Raw genomic sequence first — 26,546 nt, 5'->3', positions numbered from 1 at the left:
AGGATGTGGCAATACACACACCCTCCCCCGCGTCTGCTGTCTGGTTCCTCCTTGGCTGCAGGCGGTGCCGTACGCCAGGATCATCTTTCATGGACCTGCTGAACACGCTGGTGGACAAGGGGCTGCGGCGCGAACTGCCGACCCGCGAAGAAGCGCTCGCCGTGCTGGCGACCTCCGACGACGACCTGCTCGACTTGGTGGCCGCCGCCGGCAAGGTACGCCGCCAGTGGTTCGGGCGGCGCGTCAAACTCAACTACCTGGTCAACCTCAAGTCCGGGCTCTGCCCCGAGGACTGCTCGTACTGCTCGCAGCGGCTCGGCTCCAAGGCCGGGATCCTCAAGTACACCTGGCTGAAGCCGGACGAGGCGTCGAAGGCGGCCGCCGCCGGGGTCGCGGGCGGGGCCAAGCGGGTCTGCCTCGTGGCGAGCGGGCGCGGCCCGACCGACCGGGACGTCGACCGGGTCACCAAGACCATCGAGGCCATCAAAGAACAGAACGAGGGCGTAGAGGTCTGCGCCTGTCTCGGTCTGCTCTCCGACGGACAGGCCGACCGGCTGCGTTCGGCGGGCGCCGACGCGTACAACCACAACCTCAACACGTCCGAGGAGACGTACGGGGCGATCACCACCACCCACACCTACGCGGACCGTGTGGAGACCGTGCAGCAGGCCCAGGCCGCCGGGCTTTCGGCGTGTTCCGGGCTGATCGCCGGGATGGGCGAGAGCGACAAGGACCTGGTCGACGTCGTCTTCGCGCTGCGCGACCTGGACCCGGACTCGGTGCCGGTGAACTTCCTGATCCCGTTCGAGGGCACGCCGCTGGCCAAGGAGTGGAACCTCACCCCGCAGCGCTGCCTGCGGATCCTCGCCATGGTCCGCTTCGTCTGCCCGGACGTGGAGGTCCGGCTCGCGGGCGGCCGCGAGGTGCATCTGCGCTCGATGCAGCCGCTGGCGCTGCACCTGGTGAACTCGATCTTCCTCGGTGACTACCTGACCAGCGAGGGCCAGGCGGGCCAGGCGGACCTGGACATGATCGCGGACGCCGGTTTCGAGGTGGAGGGCCAGGGCACGACGACGCTGCCCCGCCACCGGGCCGACGCGCTCGCCGGTGGGTGCGGTTCGCATGAGACGTCCGGTGCCGCCGGTTGTGGCGCGCATGAAGGTTCCGGCGGCGGCTGCGGGCCGTGCGGTGGTCACGCGGGTGGTGAGGAGAGCGTTCCGGCTCCGGCCACGGAGCCGGCCGGTGCCGCGCGTACGGATCTGGTGGCGGTCCGCCGCCGCGGTGCGGGGACGGATCTCGCGCCCAATGCCTGAGCCGTACGGCCCCGGACTCCGCCGGCCCGCCGAGCCGGAACCGTACGCTCCCGACGAGCTGCGGGCGCTGGACCGCGCGCACGTCTGGCACCCCTACGGTCCGATGCCGGGCCGGCAGGAGCCGCTGGTCGTGGAGTCGGCCTCCGGCGTACGGCTCCGGCTCGCCGAACCCGTCGAGGGCCGGCGCGAGTTGGTGGACGGCATGTCGTCCTGGTGGTCGGCGGTGCACGGGTACAACCACCCGGTCCTCAACGAGGCCGCGCGCGGCCAGCTGGACCGGATGAGCCATGTGATGTTCGGCGGGCTCACCCATGAGCCCGCCGTCCGGCTGGCGACCCGGCTGGTGGAGATCACGCCCGAGCCGCTCCAGCACGTGTTCCTCGCCGACTCGGGGTCCGTGTCGGTCGAGGTCGCGGTCAAGATGTGTCTGCAGTACTGGCGTTCGGCCGGGCGGCCGGAGAAGCGGCGGCTGCTGACCTGGCGCGGCGGCTACCACGGCGACACCTGGCAGCCGATGTCGGTCTGCGACCCGGACGGCGGGATGCACGAGCTGTGGTCGGGAGCCCTGCCCCGCCAGGTCTTCGCCGACGCCCCGCCGGACGGTTTCGACGCGGAGCCGGATCCCGCCTACGTGACTCATCTGCGGGAGCTGATCGCCGCGCACGCCGACGAGTTGGCGGCGGTCATCGTGGAGCCGGTGGTGCAGGGCGCCGGCGGGATGCGGTTCCACTCGCCCGCCTATCTGCGGGTGCTGCGCGAGGCGTGCGACGAGCTGGACGTGCTGCTGGTCTTCGACGAGATCGCGACCGGCTTCGGCCGGACGGGCCAGCTGTTCGCCGCCGGGCACGCCGGCGTCTCGCCGGATGTGATGTGCGTGGGCAAGGCGCTGACCGGCGGTTATCTCACGATGGCGGCGACGCTGTGCACCTCGCGGGTGGCCGAGGGGATCTCGCGCGGCGAGGTGCCGGTGCTGGCGCACGGCCCGACGTTCATGGGCAACCCGCTGGCCGCCTCCATCGCCTCGGCCTCGGTGGACCTGCTGCTCGGGCAGGACTGGGAGGGCGAGGTGGCGCGGATCGGCGCGGGGCTGCGCTCCGGTCTGGCGGCCGCGTCGGAGATCCCCGGGGTCGTGGACGTCCGTGTCCTGGGGGCGATCGGGGTCGTCCAGCTCGACCATGAGGTGGACATGGCGGCGGCGACCCGGGCGGCCGTGCGCGAGGGCGTGTGGCTGCGGCCGTTCCGCGACCTGGTGTACACGATGCCGCCCTACGTCACCGGGGACGACGACGTACGACGTATCTGCCGGGCCGTGTGCGCCGCGGCACGGGAGGGCTGAGATGGCTCCTCGGCACGGGAGGACTGGCATGGCGACGATCCTGGTGGTGACCGGTACGGGCACGGAGATCGGCAAGACGGTGGTGACCGCCGCGGTGGCAGCCGCCGCGCGTGGGCGCCGGGTCGCGGTGCTGAAGCCCGCGCAGACCGGGCTCGCGCCCGGGGAGCCGGGAGACGCGGCGGAGGTGGCGCGGCTGGCCGGCGCCCATGTGACCCCGGTCGAACTGGCCCGGTTCCCCGAGCCGTTGGCCCCGGCGACGGCGGCCCGGCGGGCGGGGCTCGCCCCGGTACGGCCGCACGAGGTGGCCGAGGCGGCGGAGAAGCTGGCCACCGGGCACGACCTGGTGCTGGTGGAGGGGGCGGGCGGGCTCCTCGTCCGGTTCGACGACGACGGCGCCACGCTGGCGGACGCGGCGCGGCTGCTGTCTGCTCCGGTGCTGGTGGTGGCGCCCGCGGGTCTGGGCACTCTGAACGCCACGGCTCTGACGGCGGAGGCGCTGCGGGCCCGTGGGCTGGCGTGCCTGGGCGTGGTGGTCGGCAGCATGCCGGAGCGGCCGGACCTGGCCTCCCGGTGCAACATCGAGGACCTGCCGGTGGCGGCGGGCGCCCCGCTGCTGGGAGCCGTACCGGCCGGTGCGGGAGCGCTGTCGGGCGCCGACTTCGCGGCGCGGGCGGGCGGTTGGCTGGCGCCGGAGCTCGGCGGGACATGGGCCGTGCCGTCGGTGTGAGGCGGGGGTCCGCCTCGGTGCCGTACGGGGCGGGCCGTTCGCGTACGGGGTCGTACGCGCCGAGCCAGCACCGTCCGGACATGCCTGCATCGGCCCGTACGGGGGAGAATCGGTGAGGAGAGCCGCCGCGTCATCTCCCTCAGCTCACGGAGGTCGCTCATGCAGCTGCGCAACAGGAAGCTCCCGCGCGACGCCGTACGCCACCCGGTCTTCGCCCGCTACTACGCCCGGATGAGCGTGACGGCCGACCTCAAGGGCGGCGTCGCCGCGTACCGCCAGGAGCTGCTGGCGGAGCTCTCCGGCCGGGTCATCGAGATCGGTGCGGGGAACGGGCTGAACTTCGCGCACTATCCGGGCGCCGTCTCGGAGGTGGTGGCGCTGGAGCCGGAGCGCTCGCTGCGGCAGCTCGCCGCCCGGGCCGGGCTGCGCGCCGAGGTGCCGGTGGACGTCGTGCCGGGGGCGGCCGAGGCGCTGCCGGTGAAGAGCGAGGCGTTCGACGCGGCGGTGGCCTCACTCGTCCTGTGCACCGTACGGGATCTGCCGAAGGCGCTCGCCGAGATCAGGCGGGTCCTGCGCCCGGGCGGTGAACTGCGGTTCTTCGAACACGGGCTGGCATCGGGCAGGGCTCTGGCGGCCGCACAGCGCACGGCGGACCGGACGGTGTGGCCGCTCCTCTTCGGCGGCTGTCATACGGCCCGGGACCCGCTGGCCGCGATCGAGGCGGCGGGCTTCGAGCTGGGGACGTACCGGAGGCTGCGGATCCCGGAGAAGGGTATGCAGTCCCCGTCGTCGCCGTGTGTGCTGGGCGTGGCCCGCAAGCCGTTCACCGTGGAGTGACCGCGCCGCGTGTCATCCGCTCCACCGGCGCGGCTCGTCCGCGATGGCCCGCAGGTCCAACGGGCCCCTTCGCGCCGGGTGCCCTCGTGCCGAGGGCCTTCGCGCTCCGGGCCGAACTCCTCGGCGAAGACCGACTCGCACTGCGTAAAGCGATCGACCTCCCAGGCAGGCGGATGGTGGGATGGCCGCCATGGACGATCTCTCTCTCTCCGGCCGGCGACCACGGCCGATCTGGACCAGGTCCTCGCGTTCTGGAAGGTGGCCGCGGAGGGCACCAGCATCAGCGACGACGGGGACGGGATCACACGCCTGGTGGAACGGGACCCCGACGCGCTGATCCTCGCGGAGCGTGGTGGAACGCTGGTGGGCACCGTGATCGCGGGCTTCGACGGCTGGCGCTGCCATCTCTACCGGCTCGCGGTCCATCCGGCGCAGCGGCGCGGAGGTGTGGGCGGGGCGCTGCTCGCGGCGGCGGAGGAACGGTTCGCCGCGCTCGGCGGGCGGCGCGCCGACGCCATGGTGCTGGACCGGAACGAGCCGGCGCACCACGCCTGGCGCGCGGCGGGGTACGGGCATCAGCCGCAGTGGAGCCGCTGGGTCAAGCCACTCGCGGACTGATCGGATAGGACTCGGCAGCGGTGGGCAGACGCCTACGATGACCTGCCCCTCCCGTCACCCGCTGCCTGAGGGTATGAGCCTCTTTCCCTGGGCGAGCCTCCCGGCAGCCGCATCCGCCGACACCGCGCGGTCCGACCGGCCCTGCCTGATCATGGGACGGAGGTGAACCGATGATCGAAGTGCTTCTGCTGTTCGTCGCCCTGCTGCTCTGTGTCGCGTGCGGTGCCTTCGTCGCGGCGGAGTTCTCGCTGACCACGGTGGAGCGCGGGGAGCTGGAACGGGCCGCCGAGCGGGGCGACCGGGGTGCCGGGAGCGCCCTGAAGGCCGTACGGAGCCTGACGTTCCAGCTCTCCGGCGCGCAGCTCGGGATCACCGTCACCAACCTGGTGATCGGCATGCTCTCCGAGCCGTCCATCGCCAAGCTCATCCGCGGCCCGGTCGAGGCCGCGGGCCTGCCGCCCGCCGCGGCGTCCACGCTGGCGCTCGTCATCGGTACGGCCCTGTCCACGGTGGTGCTGATGGTGATCGGCGAGCTGGTGCCGAAGAACTGGGCGATCTCCTCACCGCTCTCCGTGGCCAAGGCGGTCGCCACACCTCAGCGGGTGTTCACCGCCGTGTTCCGGCCCTTCATCAGCCACCTCAACAACACGGCCAACCGGATCGTGCGCCGCTTCGGCCTGGAGCCGACCGAGGAGCTGGCCTCCGCCCGCAGCCCGCAGGAGCTGGTCGCGCTGGCGCGGCACTCCGCGAAGGAGGGCGCGCTGGAGGCGGACACCGCCGAGCTCTTCGTCCGCACCCTGAATCTGGCGCAGCTGACCGCGGAGAACGTGATGACGCCCCGGGTCCAGGTGACCGCGCTGGAGGTACGGGCGACGGCCGAGGACGTGGCCAACGCGACCCGCGCCACCGGCCTCTCCCGCTTCCCCGTCTACCGCGGCAGCCTGGACACCGTGGTCGGCGTGGCCCACATCAAGGACGTGCTGGCGGTCCCGGCCGACGAGCGCCCCCGCAAACGCGTCTCGGAGATGCTGCGTGAGCCTCTTCTCGTACCGGAGACGCTCACCGTCGACCGGCTGCTGGACCAGCTGTCCGGCAAGCTCGCCATGGCGGTGGTGATCGACGAGTACGGCGGTACGGCCGGGGTCGTGACGTTGGAGGACATCGTGGAGGAGGTCGTCGGCGAGGTCCGCGACGAGCACGATCCGCACGAGACGCCCGACCTGGCGGCCGCCGGCGAGGACGCCGACGGCCGCACGGTGTGGTCGGCCGACGGCGCGGCCCGCACCGACCAGCTGAACCGGATCGGGCTGCGCGTGCCGGACGGGCCGTACGAGACGCTGGCCGGACTGGTGGCGGCGGAGCTGGGACGGATCCCGACGGTGGACGACAGCGTGGAGCTGGAGGGGTGGCGGATCGACGTGGTGGACGCCACGGGCCGCCGGGCCGCGCGAGCGCTGCTGCACGCGCCGCCGCCCGGTGCCGAGGAGCAGCGGCGGGAGGAGACCCGATGATCGTCCTTCAGCTCTTCATCGGCCTGTTGACCCTGGTGGCCAACGCCTTCTTCGTGGGCGCCGAGTTCGCGCTGATCTCGGTGCGCCGCAGCCAGATCGAGCCCGAGGCCGAGGCCGGCGACCGGCGGGCCCGGAGCGTCATCTGGGGCCTTGAGCACGTGTCGGCGCTGCTGGCCGCCGCCCAACTCGGCATCACGCTCTGCACGCTGGTGCTGGGCATCGTGGCGGAGCCCGCCATCGCCCATCTGCTGGAGCCGGTCTTCGACGCGGTGGGTGTGCCGGACGGGCTGGTGCACGCGCTCTCGTTCGTGATCGCGCTGAGCGTGGCGACGTACCTGCACATGCTGCTGGGCGAGATGGTGCCGAAGAACATCGCGCTGGCCGAACCGGCGCGCAGCGCGCTGCTCCTGGGTCCGCCGCTGGTCGCGATGGCGCGTGCGCTGCGGCCGGTGATCTTCGCGATCAACGCCTTCGCCAACGCGCTCCTCAAACTCCTGCGGGTCGAGACGAAGGACGAGGTCTCCGCCACGTTCTCGGACGACGAGCTGGCCCGGATGGTGCAGGACGCCGGGGACGCGGGGCTGGTCGACGACCGGTCGGCGGAGCGGCTGCACCACGCGTTGGAGCTGGGCCGCCGTCCCGTACGGGATGTGGTCATGCCGGTGGACCGGGTGCTGTACGCCCGGGTCGGCACCACGCCCGAGGAGCTGGAGCGGCTCTCGCACGTCTCCGGCTTCTCGCGGTTCCCGGTGATGGGCAGCGAGGGCCGCATCCTGGGGTATCTCCATGTGAAGGACGCCCTGGACGCGACTCCTCGGGACGCGCCGTTCCCGGTGACGGCTCTGCGGCCGATCGCCCGGGTCCGCGCGGCGACCCCGCTGGACGACGTGCTGACCGCGCTGCGGCGCAGCCGGACCCATCTCGCGGCGGTGCTCGACGAGGGGGACCGGCTGGTCGGCATGGTCACGATGGAGGACGTGCTGCGTGAGCTGGTGGGCCGGGCGCAGTCCCGCTGAAGGCCTGGCCGGACAGCTCCCCGTACCGTCCGGCCGGTACGGGGAGCTGTCACGGTAGAATCGACGGGCCATGGAATTGAATGCCTCCTACACCAGTCTCGTCGCGGTCGGCGACTCCTTCACCGAGGGCATGTCGGATCTGCTGCCCGACGGCACCTACCGGGGCTGGGCCGATGTCCTCGCCTCGCGGCTCGCCGCCCGCTCCCCCGGATTCCGGTACGCCAACCTCGCGGTGCGCGGCAAGCTCATCAGCCAGATCGTCGACGAGCAGGTGGGCGCGGCGGCGGCGATGCAGGCCGATGTGGTGACCCTCGTCGGCGGGCTGAACGACACGCTCCGCCCCAAGTGCGACATGGGCATGGTCAGGGGGCGGCTGGAAGAGGCCGTGGAGCGTCTGGCCCCGTCCTGCAAGCAGCTGGTGCTGATGCGCAGCCCCGGGCGCAACGGGCCGGTGTTCGACCGGTTCCGTCCGCGGATGGAGGCGCTGTTCGCTCTGATCGACGACCTGGCGGCCCGGCACGGCGCCTCGGTGGTCGACCTCTACTCCGCGCCCTCGCTCAGCGACCCGCGCATGTGGGACGCCGACCGGCTGCACCTGGCCGCCGAAGGGCACCGGCGGGTGGCGGAGGCGGTGTGGCAGACGCTGGGGCTGCCGCCGGAGCTCGACTGGCAGGAGCCGGTCCCCGCCTCGCTGCCGCCGCGCTGGGCGAACCGGCGGGCCGACGACATCCGCTTCGCCCGCCGCCACCTGGGGCCGTGGATCGGCCGCCGGCTCACGGGCCGGTCCTCCGGGGACGGCCGGTGGGGCGCCCAGTTCGACGCCGGGGCGGCCTCGGCCTTCTGGATCACGCCGGAGGACGCCGAGACCCCGGGCCCGGTGACGGGCTGGCGCCGGTTCCCCTCCGAGGAGGGCCCGGCCTCCGCGTCCTCGTAGCCACCCGCCGCAACCGGCCTGCGCTGCCGGCCTTCGTAGCAAGCCACAAAGAGGCCCGCGGCGCTGGCCTGCAGAAACCGACAGTAGAATCCCTTTACGTGACTGCTGTGTCTGCGAAGCCTCGCATCCCCAATGTCCTGGCCGGCCGCTACGCCTCCACGGAGCTGGCCGTCCTCTGGTCCCCCGAGCAGAAGGTGAAGCTGGAGCGTCAGCTGTGGCTGGCGGTGCTGCGCGCTCAGAAGGACCTCGGGATCGAGGTGCCGGACGGAGCCCTGGCCGACTACGAGCGGGTGCTCGACCAGGTCGACCTGGCGTCGATCGCCGAGCGCGAGAAGATCACCCGGCATGACGTGAAGGCCCGCATCGAGGAGTTCAACGACCTGGCGGGTCATGAGCAGGTCCACAAGGGCATGACCTCCCGGGACCTGACGGAGAACGTCGAGCAGCTGCAGATCCGCCTCTCGCTGGAGCTGATGCGCGACCGTACCGTGGCGGTGCTGGCCCGGCTCGGCAAGCTCGCGGCGGAGTACGGCGAGCTGGTCGTCGCCGGTCGCTCGCACAACGTGGCCGCGCAGGCCACGACGCTCGGCAAGCGCTTCGCGACCGCGGCCGACGAGCTGCTGGTGGCCTACGGCCGGCTGGAGGACCTCCTCTCCCGCTATCCGCTGCGCGGGATCAAGGGCCCGGTCGGTACGGCGCAGGACATGCTGGACCTGCTGGGCGGTGACGCGGCCAAGCTCGCCGACCTGGAGCAGCGCATCGCCGCGCACCTCGGCTTCGCCGAGGCGTTCACCTCGGTCGGCCAGGTCTATCCGCGCTCTCTCGACTACGACGTGGTGACCGCTCTGGTGCAGCTCGCCGCGGCCCCCTCGTCGGTGGCGAAGACGATCCGGCTGATGGCCGGACACGAGCTGGTGACCGAGGGCTTCAAGCCGGGGCAGGTCGGCTCGTCCGCGATGCCGCACAAGATGAACACGCGCTCCTGCGAGCGGGTCAACGGTCTGATGGTGATCCTGCGGGGCTACGCCTCGATGACGGGTGAGCTGGCGGGCGACCAGTGGAACGAGGGCGATGTGTCCTGTTCCGTGGTCCGCCGGGTGGCGCTGCCGGACGCGTTCTTCGCGTTCGACGGTCTGCTGGAGACCTTCCTGACGGTGCTGGACGAGTTCGGCGCGTTCCCCGCGGTCGTGGCGCGTGAGCTGGACCGTTACCTGCCCTTCCTGGCGACCACCAAGGTCCTCATGGGCGCGGTGCGGGCCGGGGTCGGCCGCGAGCTGGCCCACGAGGCGATCAAGGAGAACGCGGTCGCCTCCGCTCTGGCGATGCGGGAGCAGGGCGCCGAGCGCAACGAGCTGCTCGACAAGCTGGCGGCCGACGAGCGCATTCCGCTCGACCGGGCGCAGCTGGACGCGCTGATGGCCGACAAGCTCTCGTTCACGGGCGCGGCGGGCGACCAGGTGGCGACGCTGGTGTCCCGGATCGAGGAGATCACCAAGCAGCACCCGCAGGCCGCGGCGTACGCTCCCGGCTCGATCCTCTGACCGGCACCGCGTTCACCGCATGACCCCAAGGTTCATCGCATGACGCGCAGGTTGACCGCATGACCCCCGAAGAGCTGAGTGCCGCCCGCGACCGCATCGTGCCCGATGTGGCCGCGGGCGGTCTGCGCGTGCTCTTCTGCGGCATCAATCCGAGCCTGATGACCGCGGCCACCGGCCACCACTTCGCTCACCCGGGCAACCGGTTCTGGCCGGTCCTCCACCGCTCGGGTTTCACACCCCGTCAGTTCCTGCCCTCGGAACAGTCGGAGCTGCTGCCTCTCGGTCTCGGCATCACCAACGTGGTCGCGCGGGCGACGGCTCGGGCGGACGAACTCGGCGCGGACGAGTTCCGGGAGGGCGGAGCGGCTCTCACCGAGCGGGTCGAGCGGCTCGCGCCGGCGTGGCTCGCGATCGTCGGCATCACCGCCTACCGAACGGCCTTCGGCGAGCCCCGCGCGCGGATCGGCCGGCAGGAGCGCACGATCGGCGGTGCCCAGGTGTGGGCGCTGCCCAATCCCAGTGGCCTCAACGCGCATTGGACGGTCGGCACGATGGCCGAGGAGTACGCCCGGCTGCGCGAAGCCGTACGTGCGCCGGACCTCTCCGGCTGACCCCCGACCGTACGCAGGTTCCGGCCGTCCGGGTCAGGGCGGCGTACGCCGGTTCCGGTCCGGCCGCCCGGGTCAAGGCGGGTCGACGACCGTCACCAGCACCGTCAGCTCGCAGCCCGGTCCCCCGTCCTCCAGGGCCAGCCCGATCGCGACCCACCTCTCCTCGACCTGCCAGAGCCGGACGAACTCACATCCGGACACCGGGTCCGCCCAGGGTTCCGGTATCACCTCGCCCGCCAGCATCCGCTCCTGCGCGCTCCACAGGCTCACCAGCTGCGGTTCGCCCCATCGGGCGGAGAGGAGCGTGAGCAGGGCGTCGTGCTCCGCCAGGCACTGGGCCCGGTACTCCGGGCCGGCTTGTTCGTCGTCGTCCCAGGGTTCGTGGTCGGTGCGCAGGAATGCCGTGTGGTAGCCGGGTCCGCTGACTCCCGAGACCGACGGTGTGCGCGCCCGGGGGAACTCCCTGGTGCGCATCCCGTCGATGAGGCGGAGATGGTGTGCGGTCGTCATACCGTCAGTAAACCGTCCGCCACCGACAGCCGTTGCCCTGCCCCCGGCACCGCGTACGCCGGTGCGGAGACCGTGCAAGCCGTGCGCCTGCTCCGGTTGGCGGCCCGGTATCCGTCGAACGCGGAGGCCGCCGCCGGGCCGGCCGACGGTGCCGGGAAGGCGAAGCCTCATGTCCGTTCGACTCTTATGCAGTTGGGCACCCCGCACCGTACGCACGCGATCGTCGTGACGTACGCCTCCGTTCCCATGGCTCCGGACCGACGCAGGTTGCGGCTCGATACCGGCTTGTGGAGCTGCTCGCAGGCCCTGCGAGCAGCGAGTACGATCCGGCAGACATGCGCACGAGCTGGGAGGACGCACCGTGAGCCGGCTGACCGGGGGAGATCCGTCGCTGCTGCGGCGGATCAATTCAGCGGTGGTACTGCACGCCCTGAGAGGGGCCGGTTCGCCGACGCTCACGGATCTGACCCGGATCACGGGTCTCTCCCGGCCGACGGTCGAAGGCGTCGTCGAGGGGTTGTTCGAGGCCGGTCTGGTGGTCGAGGCGCTGCCCGACGAGAGTGAGGCGCGGCGCCAGGGACGGCCTGCCCGCAGGTTCCGCTTCCGGGCCGAGGCCGGGCATCTGCTGGGCGTCGAGATCGGGCCGCACCGGGTTTCGGCCCTGCTGTCGGGGCTCGACGGCCGGGTGACCGGAGCGGGTTCCCGCACGGTGTCGGAGACGGCCGGCGCGGACGAGCGGCTCGACCAGGTGCGGGCCGTGATCGCGGACCTGCTGCGCCGCACCGGAGTGGCCCGGAGCAGTCTGCGGGCCGTCGGCGTCGGCAGCCCGGGCATCGTGGAGGCGGACGGGACCGTGCGGCTGGGCACGGCGCTGCCGGGGTGGACGGGGCTTCCGCTCGGGGAGCGGCTGAGGCGGTCGTTCCGCTGCCCGGTCCTCGTGGAGAACGACGCCAATGCCGCCGCCGTCGCCGAGCACTGGAAGGGTGCGGCCACCGAGTCCGACGACATCGTCTTCGTGCTGGCCGGACTGAGTCCGGGGGCCGGTTCGCTGATCGGCGGGCGGCTGCACCGGGGATTCGGCGGGGCGGCCGGGGAGATCGGCGCGCTGCACCTGCTGGGCCGGGACGTGACGCCGGAACATCTGCTGTCGACCACGGGGACCCCGCTGGAGCCGCTGGACGAGCAGGCGGTGGCCGCGGTGTTCGCCACGGCGCGTCAGGGCGACGCGGAGGCGCAGGCGGCCGTCGAGCGGTTCCTCCAGCGGCTGGTGCACGACGTGGCGGCCCTGGTCCTGGCGCTCGATCCGGAGCTTGTGGTGGTGGGTGGCTGGGCCGCCGGTCTGGACGGGGTGCTGGAGCCGCTGCGCAAGGAGCTGGCCCGCTACTGTCTGCGCCCACCGCGCGTGACGTTGTCGCTGCTCGGTGAGGCCGCGGTCGCTACGGGGGCCCTGCGGCTGGCGCTGGACCATGTCGAGGAGCAGTTGTTCGCCGTGGAGGGCGCGGTGACGGCCCGCCGCTGATCGCCGGGGGCTGCGGGCGGCAGATACGCCGATGGCGGCCCGGCCGGTCTCCCGGTGGGCCGCCATGAGGTGGCGCCGTTCTCGCGGGCGCGGCACGAACGGCGTGCGGAAGGCGTACGGGACGCCTTCAGGACGCCCGGCGCTCCTGCTGTTCGTCGTGGCTGATCTCCAGCGCGCCGGAGTCGCCGAAGGTGAGCCGGCAGGTGTCCGCCCGGTAGGTGGCGATGGAGACGGCCGCCGTGCCGCCCGCGGCGAAGTACCGGGTGGTGACGACGAGGACGGGTGCGCCGGGGAGCCGGTCGAGCTCCCTGGCGTCGTCCGCGCGCGCCGAGCCGAGCTCCACGGAGCGGTCCTGGCCCTCCAGGCCCAGCCGGTGCAGCTCGCGCAGCACGGCCCGGGCTCGCACGGTGCCCGACGGCGCGTCGATCGCGGAGAGGTCGGGGACGGAGGAGGCCGGTACGTAGAGAAGCTCGGCGGCCACGGCCTGGCCGTGGGTGTCGCGGATGCGGCGCACCACGTGGACCGGCTCGGTGCCGGTGGAGAGCATGGCGGCCACGGCGGCCGGGGCCGCCTCGAAGGCGCAGTCGACCGGCTGCCACGCCTCGCCGGCCACACCGCCCGTCCACTCGTGCTGCGCGGTGGAGACGGCCACACCGACGCGCGGCGGCGCGACGGTCGTGCCGACGCCCCGGCGGCGCTGCAGTCTGCCCTCGAGTTCGAGCTGCTCCAGAGCCTGTCGGAGCGTGGCACGCGCGACTCCGAACCGTGCCGCGAGGTCCCGCTCGTTCGGCAGGATCTCACCCACCGCGAAGTCCGAGTCGAGTGCCTCACTGAGCACGGTCTTGAGGTGCCAGTACTTCGGCTCCTGCACCGATTCCAGCTGCGTGGTCCCCACCAAGTCCTCCGCAATCGCCCAGCGGCTTTTCCGCGACGCTATTTATTAAAGGTTCCTGCCTTAAGGTGACCCTAAGGCGGCGCACCTCCTTGGTCAAGACCAATCCTTATTCCGTAACGGAACGAAACGGGACTTTGGCGTAGAGCGTTCACAAGACGTTCGCGGTGCCGTGAGCCGCGCGCAGCACGAAGCCCCGCCACCGTCCCGGTGGCGGGGCTTCGGCAGGTCAGTCGCGGAAGGAGGTCATCCGGATTCGCGTTGGCCGGAAAGGGTGGGCGGCCGCACGGCGGACAGCTCTGCGAGCTTGTCCGGATTACGAACGATATAGATGCATTGAATGACGCCGTTCCGCACATCGATCTGGAAGAAGGTGTCCGCCTTTCCTGCGACAAAGCACGCCACGGCGGGCCCGCCGTTGAACTCGGCGATGCGCAGGTCCCAGTCCGGCCCGATCTCCCGGCCGACGCCGGCGAGGAGCCGGCCGACCTTGTCGGCGCTCTCGACGGCCCGCAGCGCCGCTTTCGCCTTGCCTCCGGCGTCGCTCACGAGCCGGACGTCCGGCGCCAGCAGAGCCATCAGCTGCTCGATGGAGCCGCCGGACGCGGCGGCCAGGAACCGCTCGGTGAGGTCGCGGCGCTCGGCCGGATCGACGTCGTAGCGCGGCTTGCGCTCGTCCACATGGCGCCTGGCCCGACCGGCGAGCTGCCGGACGGCCGCCTCGGTGCGGTCCAGGGTGGCGGCGATCTCGGCGTACGGGAATCCGAAGGCCTCCCGGAGCACGAAGACGGCGCGCTCCGGCGGCGAGAGCGATTCGAGGACGACCAGCACCGCGAGGGAGACCGAGTCGGCGAGGACGGCCCGCTCCGCCGCGTCGGGCACGGTCGCCCCGAAGTCGGTGGCCATCGGTTCGGGCAGCCACGGACCGACGTACGCCTCCCGGCGCGACTTCAGGTGGCGCAGCCGGTCGATGGCCAGCCGGGTGGTGATCCGCACCAGGAAGGCCCTCGGCTCGCGGACGCCTTCCCGGGCCGTGGTGGACCATCGCAGCCAGGCCTCCTGCACCACGTCCTCGGCATCGGTGACGCGGCCGAGCATACGGTAGGCGACGCCGAGGAGGACCGGCCGGTGCTCTTCGAAGACGTCGGTGGCGGGGTCGGGTGTCACCGGCCCATCCCAGCCGACCCGCCGGACGCTGTCCAGCGGGAATCGCCGGAGCCCTTGAACTCCAAGCTACCGGACGGTAATTGTTGTTGACGCGATGTCTACCCACTCCAGGGAGCGGCTCCATGACCACCACGGTCTCCTTCACCGTCGATGCGGCGCACGGCCCCCGTCCGGTCTCGGTGGCGTACGAACGGACCGGTGCGGGAGAGCCGTTGGTCCTGCTCCACGGCATCGGCCACCACCACCAGGCCTGGGAGCCGGTGACGCGCGTGCTGGCCGCCGAGCGCGAGGTGATAGCCGTCGACCTGCCCGGCTTCGGCGCCTCTGCGGGGCTGCCGGACGGAGTTCCGTACACCCTGGAGGCGGTCCCCTCGGTCCTCGGAGCCCTCTTCGCCGCGCTGGGCCTGGACCGCCCGCATGTGGCCGGGAACTCTCTCGGGGGTCTCTTCGCGCTGGAGCTGGGGCGCACGGAGCTCGTCCGCTCGGTGACCGCGTTGTCGCCCGCGGGCTTCTGGAACGAGCCGGAGCGCCGCTACGCGTTCACGACCCTGCGGGCGATGCGCCGCGCCGCGCTGGCACTTCCGGTACCGGCGATCGAGCGGCTCTCCCGTACCGCGGCCGGGCGTACGGCGCTGACCAGCACCATCTACGCCCGGCCCGGACGGCGTTCACCCGAGGCGGTCGTCGCCGAGACCCTGGCGCTGCGGGGAGCGACCGGATTCCACCAGACGCTGGCCGCCGGCGGGAGCGTCACCTTCACCGAGGACGTGAAGGGCCTTCCCGTCACCGTCGCCTGGGGCACCCGCGACCGGATCCTGCTGCGGAGGCAGGGGATCCGCGCCAAGCGGGTCATCCCGGAGGCCCGGCTCGTGCGGCTGCCGGGCTGCGGGCACGTGCCCATGAACGACGACCCGGCCCTGGTGGCGCGCGTCATCCTCGACACCAGCCGCTGACGGGCCGCGGCGCGCCAGGACCCCTGAGCCGAGCGCCACCCCGGCGCCGACCAGGAAGCTCCCGGCGCCCTGCGCCATGCCGTACGTCCCGGCTCCGACGAACGGTGCGGTCAGCGCGGCGGAGACCGGGATGAGGCCGGAGAAGAGGGTGGCGCGTTCGGCGCCGATGCGCTGCATGCCCATGTACCAGCAGACGAAGCCGATCACGGTGACGACGACGGCCTGCCAGAGCAGCGCCGTCGTCTCGGCCGAGGTCGGCACCCGCAGGAACGCGGGCCCGTGCATCACCAGGCCGAGCAGCGCGGACTGTACGGCGGCGATCGCGCACACGGTGGCCGCGAGCAGCTTCGGGCCGAGCGGTCGCAGCACCGGTACGGCCAGGACCGCGAAGCCGACCTCGCCGGCGAGCGCGCCGGCCGACCAGCCGATGCCCGCCAGGTCGGTGCGGCCCCAGCCCTGGACCGTGAACGCTCCGACGGCGACGAGCCCGGCCGCGTACAAGGTGGTACGGGACGGGCGTCGGCGCTCCAGGAGCGGGACCAGAACGCCGACGACGATGGGCGCGCAGCCGACGAAGACGCCCGGAACAGCTGGTTCCGCCGTCCGTTCCGCTGCCAGGACCGACAGGTTGAAGCCGACCATGCCGACCGCGGCGAGCAGACCGAGCCGCAGCCGGTGGCGCCCGGAGAGGCTTCGCAGCGGCACGGCGACGGGGTCGGGGCCGCGCCGGAGCAGAGCGGCCAGCAGGAGGGCGGCCAGGCCGTAGCGGAGCGCCTGGCCGCCCGCGTACGGATAGTCGCCGAGGACGCTGTTGGCGGTGAAGGAGGCCCCCACCAGGACACAGGCGAAGGCCGCCAGGAGGGCCCCGCGCAAGGAGTTCGCGTTCATGACGGTGACGCTAGGTTTCGGAGCGGACCGGTTTAAGGTCCACTTCCATGACGTCTTCGGGGACCAATGCGAGCGGTGGAGACGGCAGCGGTGGATCCGGCGGCCCTGGTTCCACTTCTCCCGCCTGGGAGTTGCTGCTGCCCGCCGCTGCCGCACCGGCGCGCGGGCGGGGGCGCGCGCTCCGGTCCGCGCTGCGGGAGGCCGTGCGCTCGGGCCGGCTCGCCGCGGGGACGAGGCTGCCGTCCAGCCGGGAACTGGCCGCCGATCTCGGGGTGTCGCGCGGGCTGGTCACCGAGGTGTACGAGCAGCTGACCGCCGAGAGCTATCTGCGCAGCGGGCAGGGCGCGGGGACCTGGGTGAGCGACGGCGTGCGCGCCGCGGCGCATTCCGTACGAGATCTGGCGCCGCGTGCGCCGGGTGCGCGGGTGGACTTCCGGCCCGGCGTCCCCGACCTCTCGCTCTTCCCGCGCGCCGCGTGGGCCGCCACCCAGCGGACGGTGCTCGGCCGGCTGCCGCACGCGGCGCTCGGGTACCCCGATCCGCGCGGGCTGCCGGAGCTGCGGGAGGCGCTGGCCGGTCTGCTGGCGCGGCGGCGCGGTGTGGTGGCAGAACCGGAGCGGCTGGTGGTCTGTTCGGGGGTGGCGCAGGCGACGACGCTGCTCGGCTTCGCCCTCCGGGAGCGGGGCCTGGCCTCGGTCGGCGTGGAGGACCCGGGAAGCCCGGAGCACGCTTCGCTGTTCGCGGCGACCGGGCTGGACGCGACGCCGCTACCGCTCGACGCCGAGGGGGTCGTACCGGAGTCGCTGCGGCGCTCCGGCGTGCGCGCTGTGGTGACCACGCCGGCGCACCAGTTCCCCACCGGAATCGCCTACTCCGCCGAGCGCCGCCGCCAGTTGCTCGACTGGGCGCGCGAGGCGGACGCCGTGATCATGGAGGACGACTACGACGGGGACTTTCGCTACGACAGGGCTCCGGTGGGTGCCTTGCAGGGGCTCGACCCGGAGCGTGTCGTGTACACGGGGTCGGTGAGCAAGTCCCTGGCACCGGGCCTGCGGCTCGGCTGGCTGATCGCTCCCGTCGCGCTGACCGACCGGATCGTCGCCCGCAAACGGACCATGGACCTCGGCAATCCCGCGATCGACCAGGCGGTGCTGGCCGACTTCATCGTGCGCGGCGCCTACGACCGGCAGTTGCGCCGCTGTCAGCGTGCCTACCGGGAGCGCCGCGACGCCATGGTGGCCGCGCTCGCCGAGCACTTCCCGGGCACGGTGGTCACCGGTATCGCCGCGGGCCTGCACATCATCGCGCGGCTGCCGGAACGGTACGGCCCCGAGAGCGCGTTCCTGGCCCGCGCGGCCGGGGCGGGCATCGTGCTGCGGCCGCTGAGCGACTGCGGGGACGCGGGGCCCGGGGACGGCACGGTGGCGCTCGTGCTGGGCTACGCGCACCTGGGCGCCGGTGAGATCTCCCGGGGCCTCGCGCTGCTCGCGGCAGCGTGCGAGCCGGGCGCCCGGGTCTGACGGTGCCTTGGACCGGCCCCGTTCACCCGGCGTTCGGGCGGCGGCCTCCGCGCACCACTAGGCATGGAGGCGGAGACCGGCTCCGGCCCGACGGAGCGTCGCGCGGTCTCCGTCCGCCCGTTCCGCCCACCGCCCCGGAGGCGCCCCGATGCCGCACCGCCCGCGTATCCCCTCGCCCGGCCGCCGTACCGTCCTGCGTGGCTCACTGCTCGTCCCGGCCGCCGCCCTGCCCACGGCCGCCGGAGCGGCCCCCGCCCTGGCGCTGGCGGGACGGCCGGAGGCGGCGTGGGGCGTGCAGGTGGGGAGCGTCACCGCCTCGTCGGCACTGGTGTGGGTGCGCTCCGACCGGCCGGCCCGGATGCTGGTGGAGACCTCGGCGACGGCGTCCTTCCGCCGCTCCCGAAGCTGGTACGGACCGCTGATCGGCCCGGGAAGCGACTTCACCGGCACCACTCCGCTGTACGGGCTTCCGGCGGGCGAGCAGGTGCACTACCGGGTCACGCTGGCCGACCCGCACGATCCGCGCCGTACCGGGAAACCGGTGTACGGAACCTTCCGTACCGCTCCGGCCCGGCGCCGGGACGGCGTGCGCTTCCTGTGGTCCGGGGACATCGCGGGCCAGGGCTGGGGCATCAACCCGGACATCGGCGGCTACCGGGTGTACGAGGAGATGCGCCGCCTCGACCCGGACTTCTTCCTGTGCAGCGGCGACACCGTCTACGCGGACGGGCCGCTCCTGCCGAGCGTGACGCTGCCCGACGGGCGGGTCTGGCGCAACGTCATGACCGAGGAGAAGGCCAAGGTCGCCGAGACGCTGGACGAGTACCGGGGGAACTTCCGCTACAACCTGCTCGACGACAACGTCCGGCGCTTCAACGCGCAGGTGCCGTCCGTGGTCCAGTGGGACGACCACGAGGTGCGCAACAACTGGTATCCCGGCCAGATCCTCGACGACGACCGCTACACCGAGAAGAACGTCGACATCCTCGCGGCCCGCTCCGCGCGCGCCTTCCACGAGTACTTCCCGGTGTCGACGCCGCACGGTTCGTACGGCTCGTCCTCGCGGCGCTCACGGATGTACCGCACCGTCCACCACGGGCCGCTGCTGGACCTCTTCGTGCTCGACATGCGCTCGTACCGGAACCGGAACTCGCCCAACCGGCAGGCCGACGACACGACCGGCATCCTCGGTGCCGAGCAGCTGAGTTGGCTGAAACGCTCCCTGGCGCAGTCCCGTGCGGTGTGGAAGGTGATCGCCGCCGACATGCCGCTCGGCCTGGTGGTCCCGGACGGGGCGACGGATTTCGAGGCGGTGGCCCAGGGCGATCCGGGCGCTCCGCTCGGGCGGGAGCTGCAGATCGCGGAGCTGCTGAGGTTCATCAAGCACCGCAAGGTCACCGGCACGGTGTGGCTGACGGCCGATGTGCACCACACCTCTGCGCAGCACTACGCGCCCGAGCGGGCGGCGTTCAGGGACTTCGCGCCGTTCTGGGAGTTCGTCTCGGGCCCGCTGGCCGCAGGGGGATTTCCGGCCAGCGCGCTGGACGGCACGTTCGGGCCGGACCGGGTCTTCGTGCGGGCGCCGGACCGGGCCAATGTGTCGCCGATGGAGTCGCCGCAGTTCTTCGGAGAGGTCGCGATCGACGGCGAAAGCGCGGAGCTGACGGTGCGTCTGCGGGCGGAGGGCGGTGCGGTGCTGTTCAGCAAGGTGCTGCGGCCGGGGCACATCGGTCAGTGAGAGGGCGCCGCTGAGCTGCTCGGACGGCTGCTCAAGGGCTGGCTGGGGCCCTCCTCCGAGCCTTGGTCCGGGGCCCGTTGCCGACTGCGCCAGGGCCCGTTGTCAGCTGCGCCGGGACCCGTTGTCAGTGGTGGGTCCTACCGTTTTCCTCATGACCCGATCCGTTCAGGCCTTGGCCTACGCACGCCCGTCCGCCCTGGAGTCCTCGCAGGTGGGAGCCGCCCTCGGTCTGGAGACCGCGGGCGGCCTCACCCCGCGCGGGGCGGAGGCGCATCCCCGGTTCTTCGCCGGATTCCTCTCCGCCCCGCGCATCGCGGCGCGAGGTCTGCTGGCGGTGGCCGATGTGGCCGCCGCCCGCTACTACCAGCGCACCTTGGCCGCCTCGCTGGACCCGGTGGTGACGGGGAACGGGGACCGGCTGCGCTTCGAGTCGTTCTCCGGCTGCTGCGGGGTGTACGCGCGCCTCGATGTGCTCCAGGAAGGGCTGGACGGCGAGCGGACGGGCCACGGTACGACCAATGTGGACGTCAACAATCCGCTGCGGGACGCCCTTTCACGGATAACGGCGGACGACCCGCTGCATCTGCGGGTGGGCCCGGAGGAGCTGGCGGTCACCACGCTGGACGGGCCGGTGGTGGAGAAGAAGGTGCCGCTGCCGGACCGGTGGCTGCGGGGGTTCGCGGAGGCGCAGGTGGCCTCGGCCGGGTTCGATCTGCGGGCCGAGCTGTCGGCGGCGCGGGCGGTGGCGTTCCTGCGCTCGCTGCCGCGCGGCTCGGGCAACGCGGCGCGGGGCGCGCAGTGGGTGGTGGCGTCCGGCTCCGCTCTGCGGCCGACGACCCGGCCGGTGCCGGGTGCGGTGTGTCTGCCGGGGCCCGAGCGGCTGGTGGCTCTGCAGCGGGTGCTGCGTCATGCCACGGCGTTGCGCGTGTACGGGCCTCCGGTGGTGGACGGTGCACCGGTGGCGAGCGCCTGGGAGGTGGTGCTGCCGGGCATGCGGCTCACGCTGACGCTGTCGCCGGACGCCTCGCGCGGGTTCTCGGGCGAGGGCGGGGTGCTGGAGGCTATGGCCACCGACGAGGCGGCGGCCGACGCCGAGCTGGTCTCCGTCCTGCTCGCCTGGGAGCCCACGATCGAACCGGCCGCGCTGGCCGAGGGGTCGGGACTGAGCGTCGAGCGGGTGCGTGCCGCGCTCACCCGGCTCGGCACGGCGGGCCGGGTCGGCTACGACCTGGCCGACGCGGCCTACTTCCACCGCGAACTGCCGTACGACGCGGACCGGGCCGAGCGCCACAACCCGCGGCTGGTCGCCGCCCGCGAGCTGGCGGGTGCGGGAGCGGTGACGCTGGACGGCGCGCTGGCGTCCGTGGCCTCCGGTGACCGGCGCTACCAGGTCCGCGAGAGCGAGGGGCGGCTCACCTGCACCTGCCAGTGGTGGGCGGACTACCGGGGAAAGCGGGGCCCGTGCAAACACGCCTTGGCCGTGACGATGGTCCGGCGCGGGGCGACGGTCGCCGGAGGCGTGCGATGAACGACCTGCTCACTGCCGTACGCGCGGGAGCGCACCGCGAGGTTCCGGCGCTGGTCCTCCGGCTGGACCGGGCCGGCCGCCGGGCCGCCCTGGCCGAGTTGAAGGAGCTGCGCAAGGAGGCCAGGGGCTGGGAGTGGCAGCGCCAGGACAAGATCCGCAAGGCCCTCCATGTGGCCGGGGCCGGATGCCACACCGGGGCGGCGGGCTGCGCCGGCTGGATCGGCGGCCGCGATCTGCGCGGCTGGTCCCGGTCTCCGTACCCGCTGATCCTCGTGGCGCTGGGCGACCGCGATCCGGCCTGGCTCGCCGACCTCGCGCACCGGCTGGCGGCGAAGCAGCTCAACTCCGAGGCGGAGTACACGTTCATCAGCGAGCTGGCCCGGATGGCCGCGTGTCCGATACCGACGACGGACAGTCTGGTCGAGGGCTGGTCGGAGCGGATCAGCACCGCGCGGTGGCACGGCAGGTCCGGCCGGGTGCCGCTGGTCGGCATCCTGCGCGCCGACCCGCACGTCGCCGTGCTCGCGCCCCGGCTCTTCGAGATGCAGGAGCTCCCGGCGCAGGTCGGCTGGTACGACACACCGGATGCCACCGACCACTGGCCGGCCGCGCTCTGCGCGCTGGCGGTGGACGGCGTGCTCGACCGGTCGCAGCTGGTCGAGCGGTGCGTGACGCGTCTGGTGCGCGGCGGCAGGACGGGTGACCAGCGGTTCTTCCTCACCGTGCTCCAGCATCTCGGCCTCACGGAGGACGAGGAGAGAGCTCACCTCCGCGACTGGACGGGGATGGCGGCGGACGCCGTCCCGGTGGTCGCCTCCCACGCCCAGGATGTGCTCACGCGGCTGGACGCGCGGGGCGAGCTGCCCACACGGGAGCTGGCGGAGGTGTCGGGCCCGGTGCTCTTCCGCCGGGAGAAGAAGCTGGTGCGCGGGCAGTTGATCCTGCTCGGGAAGGTGCTGGGCCGGGACGGTTCGACGGCCGGCGAGCTGCTTCCGGTGGTCGCCGAGGCGTTCGGGAACGAGGACGTGGCGCTCCAGGAGCGGGCGCTCAAGCTGATCGCACGCCATCTTCCGGCCGGGGACGCGGCGTTGCGGGAGGAGCTGTCCTTCGCGGCGGCGCGGTTGGGTCCGGTCCACCGGGAGGCGGTCACCGCGTTGTTCGGGGAGGTGGACGAGGGCGGTGCGGTGGAGGGTCCGTACGAGGAGTTGCTGCCGCCCGCGCCCGAGCGGGTCCGGCTCGTCCCGGCGCCGGGGAGCGTGGCGGAACTGGTGGAGGAGGTGGCGGCCCAGCTGAAGTCCCGTTCCTGGCAGGGCTCCACACCGGGCGCCCTGGCCGCCGCGTCCGGGATCTCCGGCTTCGAGCGCGCGCTGGACGGGCTGGTCCGCGTGGCCCGCGCCGACCGGGCCGGGCTGACGGAGGCGTTGCGGGAGGCCCTGGCCGGGACGTGGTTCATGGAGCACGGAATCGACCGGCGGCCGGAGCCGGCGTACGTGACGACGGGTGACGCGCTGGCACTGGTGGTGGGCTCACTCCTCGGCCGGGTCTCGTACCAGGCCGTGGTCGAGGGGAAGAGCCGGTGGACCGGGACCGGGACGTGTGCCCATGCGGCGCTGAACGGCGTCCTGCTCGCCCGGGCGTGGGAGGCGGCCGGCGATGTGGCGGCCGACCGGGTGCCCTTCCTGCTCGCCACGCCGACCTGGCACACCGGTGCGCTGGACGCGGCGGAGCTGGTCGAGCGGCTGCGGACGTACCAGCGCCTCGGCATCGCCCCGGGGCCCGCCGACTTCGCGCAGGCTCTGCTGCGTGTGCGCCGGAAGGACGCGTCGGTGGCCGCCGAGGCCGCGGCGGCGCTCGGCACACCGCAGGGCGACCGGCTGGCCGCCTGGATACGGGCCGACGAGCCGGTGGCGCCCGTCCTGCGGCACGGGCTGACCGGCGACCGGCCCTCGGCCGGCAACTGGTGGCAGCGGTCGGCGTCCGGCGTCCGGCACGTGTTGCTCGCCACCAGGGAACGGCTGGTCATCCAGCGGGAGTTCCCGCGCTCCTTCCACTGGCTGGGCCGCCCGCACGTGCCCGACTCCCGGCCCTGCTACCACTGGGGCGCCGAGCAGTGCCCGCACTGGCCGGCCACGCTGCCGGAGGACGGCGACACGCTGTCCGCCTGGCTGATGACGGATCTGCTCCACACCGCCGACGATGGCCCGCGCGGCGGGGCCTGGCTCCTCCCGGCGCTCGTGGAGACCGGCGGCGAGGCCGGTGTCGCGCTGCACCTCGCGCTGGCCTACGGGCTGGGCGCCCGCCATCCCGAGGACCGGATATCCGCCGTGGACGCGCTTCTCGTGCTGGCCGCTCAGCGGCGGCTGGACAGCGCGCTGCTCGGGCGCGAGCTGGGCATCCTCGTCGACCACGACCTGGTCAAGGTCAACCGGCTGGCGGACGCCGCCCGGACGGCGTCCGCCACCGGTGCGTACCGGACCGTGCTGGGCGTACTCGCCGCGGCGCTGCCCACGCTGCTCGCGTACGAGAAGGCGCCCCGGGGCATCGGGGACCTGCTGGCCGTGGCGGCGGAGTGCGCCGAACACTGCGGTACGGAGGGGATCGAGCCGATCACCGGGCTGGCCGCGACGGCCGGGCGGAAGGGGTCCTCGCAGACCGTCCGGCAGGCCGCGCGCCTGCTGAAGACCTTCAAGGAGTGAAGAATACGGCTGAAAAACGACGATAGGCGATCAGATCCATACTTAACCCATCAGTCACAAGGTGTTCGTGATCAGGCAACACCAGCCGTTCACAGTAAGGATATGACTGATGTGACAGCGGCGATCCCCCATGTGCTCGGGCAGCGTTCCGATGTGACCTACCTGCTCATCGCGTCCGCCGTGGCTCTGGTGGCCACGGCGGCGTTCGCCACCTGGTGGGCCAAGCGCCACAGCAACGATCCCCCGCCGGAGCCGGGAGAAGCCGGCCCCTCCGGTACGGCACCGGAGACGGCCGCCGGCTCGATCGACGGGGCAGGTGCCGGCGAGACGGTCCTGTGGCGGTTGCGGACGACCGTGCGGGACACGCCGGGCAGTCTGGCCGCGCTGTGCCTGGTGCTCGCCCGGCTCCGCATCGACATCCTGACCCTGCAGACCCATCCGCTGGCGGACGGCACGGTTGACGAGTTCCTGCTGCGGGCGCCCGCAGCGCTCCCGGCGCGGGAGCTGACCCGGCAGATCGAGGCCGCCGGCGGCACCTCCACCTGGATCGAGCGCGCGGACACCCACGATCTGGTCGACACCCCGACCCGGGTGCTCTCGCTGGCCACCCGCACAGCGCTGGACGCCGCCGAACTGCCGCTCGCGCTACGCCAGTTGCTCGGCCGGTGCACCATCCACTCGCTGCCCGCCGTCTCCATCACCGGCCGCCCGACCGGACAGAGCGCCCCGGTCGAAGGCGTGCTGGAGGAAACGGTGATGCGGCTCCGCGACCCGTCCGGCGGCGTCATCTCCGTCGAGCGGCTCCATCTGCCGTTCACCCCGACCGAGTTCGCCCGGGCCCGCGCCCTGGTGGAGCTGGACGCCCGGCTCGGCCCGCGGGTGCCCCGTAGCGAGTCCGTCCTCACGCTGCCAGAAGGCAACGAGATCACCGTGCGCCGCGCGGACCGCAGCGACCTCGCCGCCGCCCGCGCGATGCACGACCGCTGCTCCCCCGGCACGCTGAGCCTGCGCTACCACGGCCCCGTCGGCGACGCGGACCGTTACCTGGACCACCTGCTGAGCCCGCGGTTCGGCCGGACCCTGGCCGTCCAGACCGCCTCCGGCAAGCTGGTCGCGCTCGGCCACCTCCTCTGGGACGGCGACGAGACCGAGGTGGCCCTCCTCGTCGAGGACGCCTGGCAGCGCCGGGGCATCGGTGCGGAGCTGCTCCGCCGGCTGGTGCGGCTCGCGGAGGAGGCGGGGTGCGAGAGCGTGTACGCCGTCACCCAGTCCCGTAACACCGGGATGGTCGCGGCGATGCGCGCCCTGGAGCTGCCCCTCGACTACCAGATCGAGGAAGGCACCCTGGTCATCACCGCGCGGCTGACGAGTGCGGCGCAGCCGGCGACCACGACGGACCGGACGGGTGCGACGGCACCGGCTACCGCGCCGGAGCCGGAGCTGTCGACCGGGCCGGACGAGCGGACTGCCCGGCCGACGGAAGGACGTCCCGCTCAGCGGTCCGGGTCCGCGGAACAGGCCCGTCGCTGAGCGCCTGGCACAGGTCGGCCCAGAGGTCCTCGACGTCCTCCAGCCCCACCGACATGCGCAGCAGCCGGTCACCGACCCCGGCCGCCTGCCGGTCGCCCTCATCCACGATGCGGTGGCTGATGGAGGCCGGGTGCTGGATCAGCGAGTCCACGCTGCCCAGGCTGACGGCGGGCGTGATGAGCCGTACGCCGGCGATCACGGCGTGCGGGTCCCCGTACACCTCGAAGGAGACCATCGCGCCACCGATCTCCGGGTAGTGCACCCGGGCGATCCGCGGGTCGGCGGTCAGCCGGCGCGAGAGCTCGGCGGCGGAGGCCGATGCGGCCCGGACGCGTACCGGAAGGGTCGACAGCCCCCGCAGCAGCAGATATCCGGCCAGCGGGTGCAGCACTCCGCCGGTGGCGAACCGCACCTGGCGCAGCGTGGCGGCGAACTCCTCGTCGCAGGCGACGACTCCGCCCATCACGTCGCCGTGGCCGCCGAGGTACTTGGTGGCGCTGTGCAGGACGATCCGGGCGCCGTGTTCGACGGGCCGCTGGAGCACCGGGGTGGCGAAGGTGTTGTCGACGAGCAGCGGCACGGAGCCGCAGGAGTGGGCGACGGCCCGGATGTCGATCTCGGCGAGGGTGGGGTTGGCCGGGGTCTCGACCATGACCAGGCCGGTGTCCGGGCGGATCGCGTCGGCGATGCCCGCCGGGTCGGTCCAGGTCACCTCGGTACCGAGCAGTCCGGCGCCCAGCAGATGGTCGCTGCATCCGTAGAGCGGCCGGACCGCGACGACGTGGCGCAGCCCCAGGCTCGCGCGGGCCAGCAGGACGGCGGTGAGGGCCGCCATGCCGCTGGCGAACGCGACGGCGCTGTCGGTCCCTTCCAGCCGGGCGAGCGCGGTCTCGAAGCGGCCGGTGGTCGGGTTGTCCAGCCGCGCGTAGACGGGCGGGCCGTCCGGCCGGGCGCCGGTGGTGGCGAAGGCGTCGATCCGCTCGGCCTCGCCGCGCGAGTCGTAGGAGGGGTAGGTGGTGGACAGGTCGAGCGGCGGGGCGTGCAGGCCGAGGGAGGCGAGGTCGTCGCGTCCGGCGTGCACGGCTTCGGTGGCCAGCGCCCTGGACGGGGTGGGGGCAGGGGGCGTCATCGAGACTTCGTTGTCCATGACAACAGCCTGAA

Annotated in this window: 20 protein-coding genes and 2 pseudogenes; 17 read left to right on the top strand and 5 right to left on the bottom strand. The window is 73.1% G+C overall.

Annotation, left to right across the window (positions count from 1 at the left end; genetic code table 11):
* The first annotated feature begins 89 nt into the window (after positions 1 to 89).
* The 10 genes and pseudogenes from bioB (at position 90) to mug (ending at position 10,444) form a co-directional block, all read left to right on the top strand.
* Positions 90 to 1,313, top strand: coding sequence for a biotin synthase BioB (bioB, locus tag ACIRR8_RS29825; RefSeq protein WP_404070609.1), 1,224 nt, complete (start codon positions 90 to 92; stop codon positions 1,311 to 1,313).
* Entirely contained in the window at positions 1,306 to 2,649 is a 1,344-nt protein-coding gene (locus ACIRR8_RS29820) for an adenosylmethionine--8-amino-7-oxononanoate transaminase (RefSeq protein WP_404070607.1), read from the top strand. Before bioB ends, ACIRR8_RS29820 begins: the two co-directional genes overlap by 8 nt.
* A 28-nt stretch (positions 2,650 to 2,677) precedes the next feature.
* On the top strand, positions 2,678 to 3,376 hold the full coding sequence (bioD, locus tag ACIRR8_RS29815; RefSeq protein ID WP_404070605.1) for a dethiobiotin synthase: 699 nt from the start codon (positions 2,678 to 2,680) through the stop codon (positions 3,374 to 3,376).
* Positions 3,377 to 3,535: 159 nt separating this feature from the next.
* Entirely contained in the window at positions 3,536 to 4,213 is a 678-nt protein-coding gene (locus ACIRR8_RS29810; protein ID WP_404070603.1) for a class I SAM-dependent methyltransferase, read from the top strand.
* A 181-nt stretch (positions 4,214 to 4,394) separates the two neighbouring features.
* Positions 4,395 to 4,831: pseudogene (locus ACIRR8_RS29805) on the top strand (GNAT family N-acetyltransferase).
* Between the two features lie 170 nt (positions 4,832 to 5,001).
* Positions 5,002 to 6,342 carry a hemolysin family protein gene (locus ACIRR8_RS29800; RefSeq protein ID WP_404070601.1) on the top strand — a complete coding sequence of 447 codons (1,341 nt, stop codon included), beginning with the start codon at positions 5,002 to 5,004 and terminating at the stop codon, positions 6,340 to 6,342.
* Positions 6,339 to 7,358 carry a hemolysin family protein gene (locus ACIRR8_RS29795; RefSeq protein ID WP_404070599.1) on the top strand — a complete coding sequence of 340 codons (1,020 nt, stop codon included), beginning with the start codon at positions 6,339 to 6,341 and terminating at the stop codon, positions 7,356 to 7,358. Before ACIRR8_RS29800 ends, ACIRR8_RS29795 begins: the two co-directional genes overlap by 4 nt.
* Before the next feature lie 70 nt (positions 7,359 to 7,428).
* Positions 7,429 to 8,292: an SGNH/GDSL hydrolase family protein gene (locus ACIRR8_RS29790; protein WP_404070597.1), complete on the top strand. Its 864-nt coding sequence runs from the start codon at positions 7,429 to 7,431 to the stop codon at positions 8,290 to 8,292.
* 98 nt (positions 8,293 to 8,390) lie between these two features.
* Positions 8,391 to 9,833, top strand: coding sequence for an adenylosuccinate lyase (purB, locus tag ACIRR8_RS29785; RefSeq protein WP_404070595.1), 1,443 nt, complete (start codon positions 8,391 to 8,393; stop codon positions 9,831 to 9,833).
* A 59-nt stretch (positions 9,834 to 9,892) separates the two neighbouring features.
* Complete coding sequence (gene mug / locus ACIRR8_RS29780; RefSeq protein ID WP_404070593.1) at positions 9,893 to 10,444, top strand: G/U mismatch-specific DNA glycosylase; 552 nt, start codon at positions 9,893 to 9,895, stop codon at positions 10,442 to 10,444.
* Positions 10,445 to 10,516: 72 nt separating this feature from the next.
* Here mug and ACIRR8_RS29775 read toward each other — a convergent pair whose 3' ends face one another.
* The gene (locus ACIRR8_RS29775) at positions 10,517 to 10,954 is read right to left on the bottom strand and encodes a hypothetical protein (RefSeq protein ID WP_404070591.1); all 438 of its coding nucleotides are present in this window, start codon (positions 10,952 to 10,954) and stop codon (positions 10,517 to 10,519) included.
* 361 nt (positions 10,955 to 11,315) lie between these two features.
* On the opposite strand from ACIRR8_RS29775, the gene ACIRR8_RS29770 reads away from it, so the two are divergent.
* A complete protein-coding gene (locus ACIRR8_RS29770; RefSeq protein ID WP_404070589.1) occupies positions 11,316 to 12,473 on the top strand; it encodes an ROK family protein in 1,158 nt (385 codons plus the stop codon).
* Positions 12,474 to 12,600: 127 nt separating this feature from the next.
* Here the strand turns inward: ACIRR8_RS29770 and ACIRR8_RS29765 are convergent, their stop codons facing one another.
* Together ACIRR8_RS29765 and ACIRR8_RS29760 are read right to left on the bottom strand one after the other, a co-directional pair.
* Entirely contained in the window at positions 12,601 to 13,368 is a 768-nt protein-coding gene (locus ACIRR8_RS29765) for a GntR family transcriptional regulator (protein ID WP_404070587.1), read from the bottom strand.
* 243 nt (positions 13,369 to 13,611) lie between these two features.
* On the bottom strand, positions 13,612 to 14,532 hold the full coding sequence (locus ACIRR8_RS29760; protein WP_404070585.1) for an RNA polymerase sigma-70 factor: 921 nt from the start codon (positions 14,530 to 14,532) through the stop codon (positions 13,612 to 13,614).
* 122 nt (positions 14,533 to 14,654) lie between these two features.
* On the opposite strand from ACIRR8_RS29760, the gene ACIRR8_RS29755 reads away from it, so the two are divergent.
* Entirely contained in the window at positions 14,655 to 15,485 is an 831-nt protein-coding gene (locus ACIRR8_RS29755; RefSeq protein ID WP_404070583.1) for an alpha/beta fold hydrolase, read from the top strand.
* Positions 15,486 to 15,527: 42 nt separating this feature from the next.
* On the opposite strand, the pseudogene ACIRR8_RS29750 reads toward ACIRR8_RS29755, so the two are convergent.
* Positions 15,528 to 16,373: pseudogene (locus ACIRR8_RS29750) on the bottom strand (DMT family transporter); the annotation flags it as partial.
* A 47-nt stretch (positions 16,374 to 16,420) separates the two neighbouring features.
* On the opposite strand from ACIRR8_RS29750, the gene ACIRR8_RS29745 reads away from it, so the two are divergent.
* The 5 genes from ACIRR8_RS29745 (at position 16,421) to ACIRR8_RS29725 (ending at position 25,385) form a co-directional block, all read left to right on the top strand.
* Positions 16,421 to 17,893, top strand: a complete 1,473-nt coding sequence (locus ACIRR8_RS29745; protein ID WP_404070581.1) for a PLP-dependent aminotransferase family protein — start codon at positions 16,421 to 16,423, stop codon at positions 17,891 to 17,893.
* 148 nt (positions 17,894 to 18,041) lie between these two features.
* Positions 18,042 to 19,631 (top strand): alkaline phosphatase D family protein, encoded by a 1,590-nt coding sequence (locus ACIRR8_RS29740; RefSeq protein ID WP_404070579.1) that lies wholly within the window; start codon positions 18,042 to 18,044, stop codon positions 19,629 to 19,631.
* Positions 19,632 to 19,782: 151 nt separating this feature from the next.
* A complete protein-coding gene (locus tag ACIRR8_RS29735) occupies positions 19,783 to 21,159 on the top strand; it encodes an SWIM zinc finger family protein (RefSeq protein ID WP_404070577.1) in 1,377 nt (458 codons plus the stop codon).
* The gene (locus ACIRR8_RS29730; protein ID WP_404070575.1) at positions 21,156 to 23,855 is read left to right on the top strand and encodes a DUF6493 family protein; all 2,700 of its coding nucleotides are present in this window, start codon (positions 21,156 to 21,158) and stop codon (positions 23,853 to 23,855) included. Before ACIRR8_RS29735 ends, ACIRR8_RS29730 begins: the two co-directional genes overlap by 4 nt.
* 102 nt (positions 23,856 to 23,957) lie before the next feature.
* Entirely contained in the window at positions 23,958 to 25,385 is a 1,428-nt protein-coding gene (locus ACIRR8_RS29725) for a GNAT family N-acetyltransferase (RefSeq protein WP_404070573.1), read from the top strand.
* On the opposite strand, the gene ACIRR8_RS29720 is transcribed toward ACIRR8_RS29725, so the two are convergent.
* On the bottom strand, positions 25,276 to 26,532 hold the full coding sequence (locus ACIRR8_RS29720; RefSeq protein WP_404070571.1) for a trans-sulfuration enzyme family protein: 1,257 nt from the start codon (positions 26,530 to 26,532) through the stop codon (positions 25,276 to 25,278). The two genes, ACIRR8_RS29725 and ACIRR8_RS29720, sit on opposite strands and share 110 nt — an antisense overlap.
* Between the last annotated feature and the right edge of the window lie 14 nt (positions 26,533 to 26,546).

It is taken from the genome of Streptomyces sp. NPDC101178 (assembly GCF_044767965.1).
Classification (GTDB): Bacteria; Actinomycetota; Actinomycetes; order Streptomycetales; family Streptomycetaceae; genus Streptomyces.
This window is presented reverse-complemented; position numbering and strand designations above follow the sequence as displayed.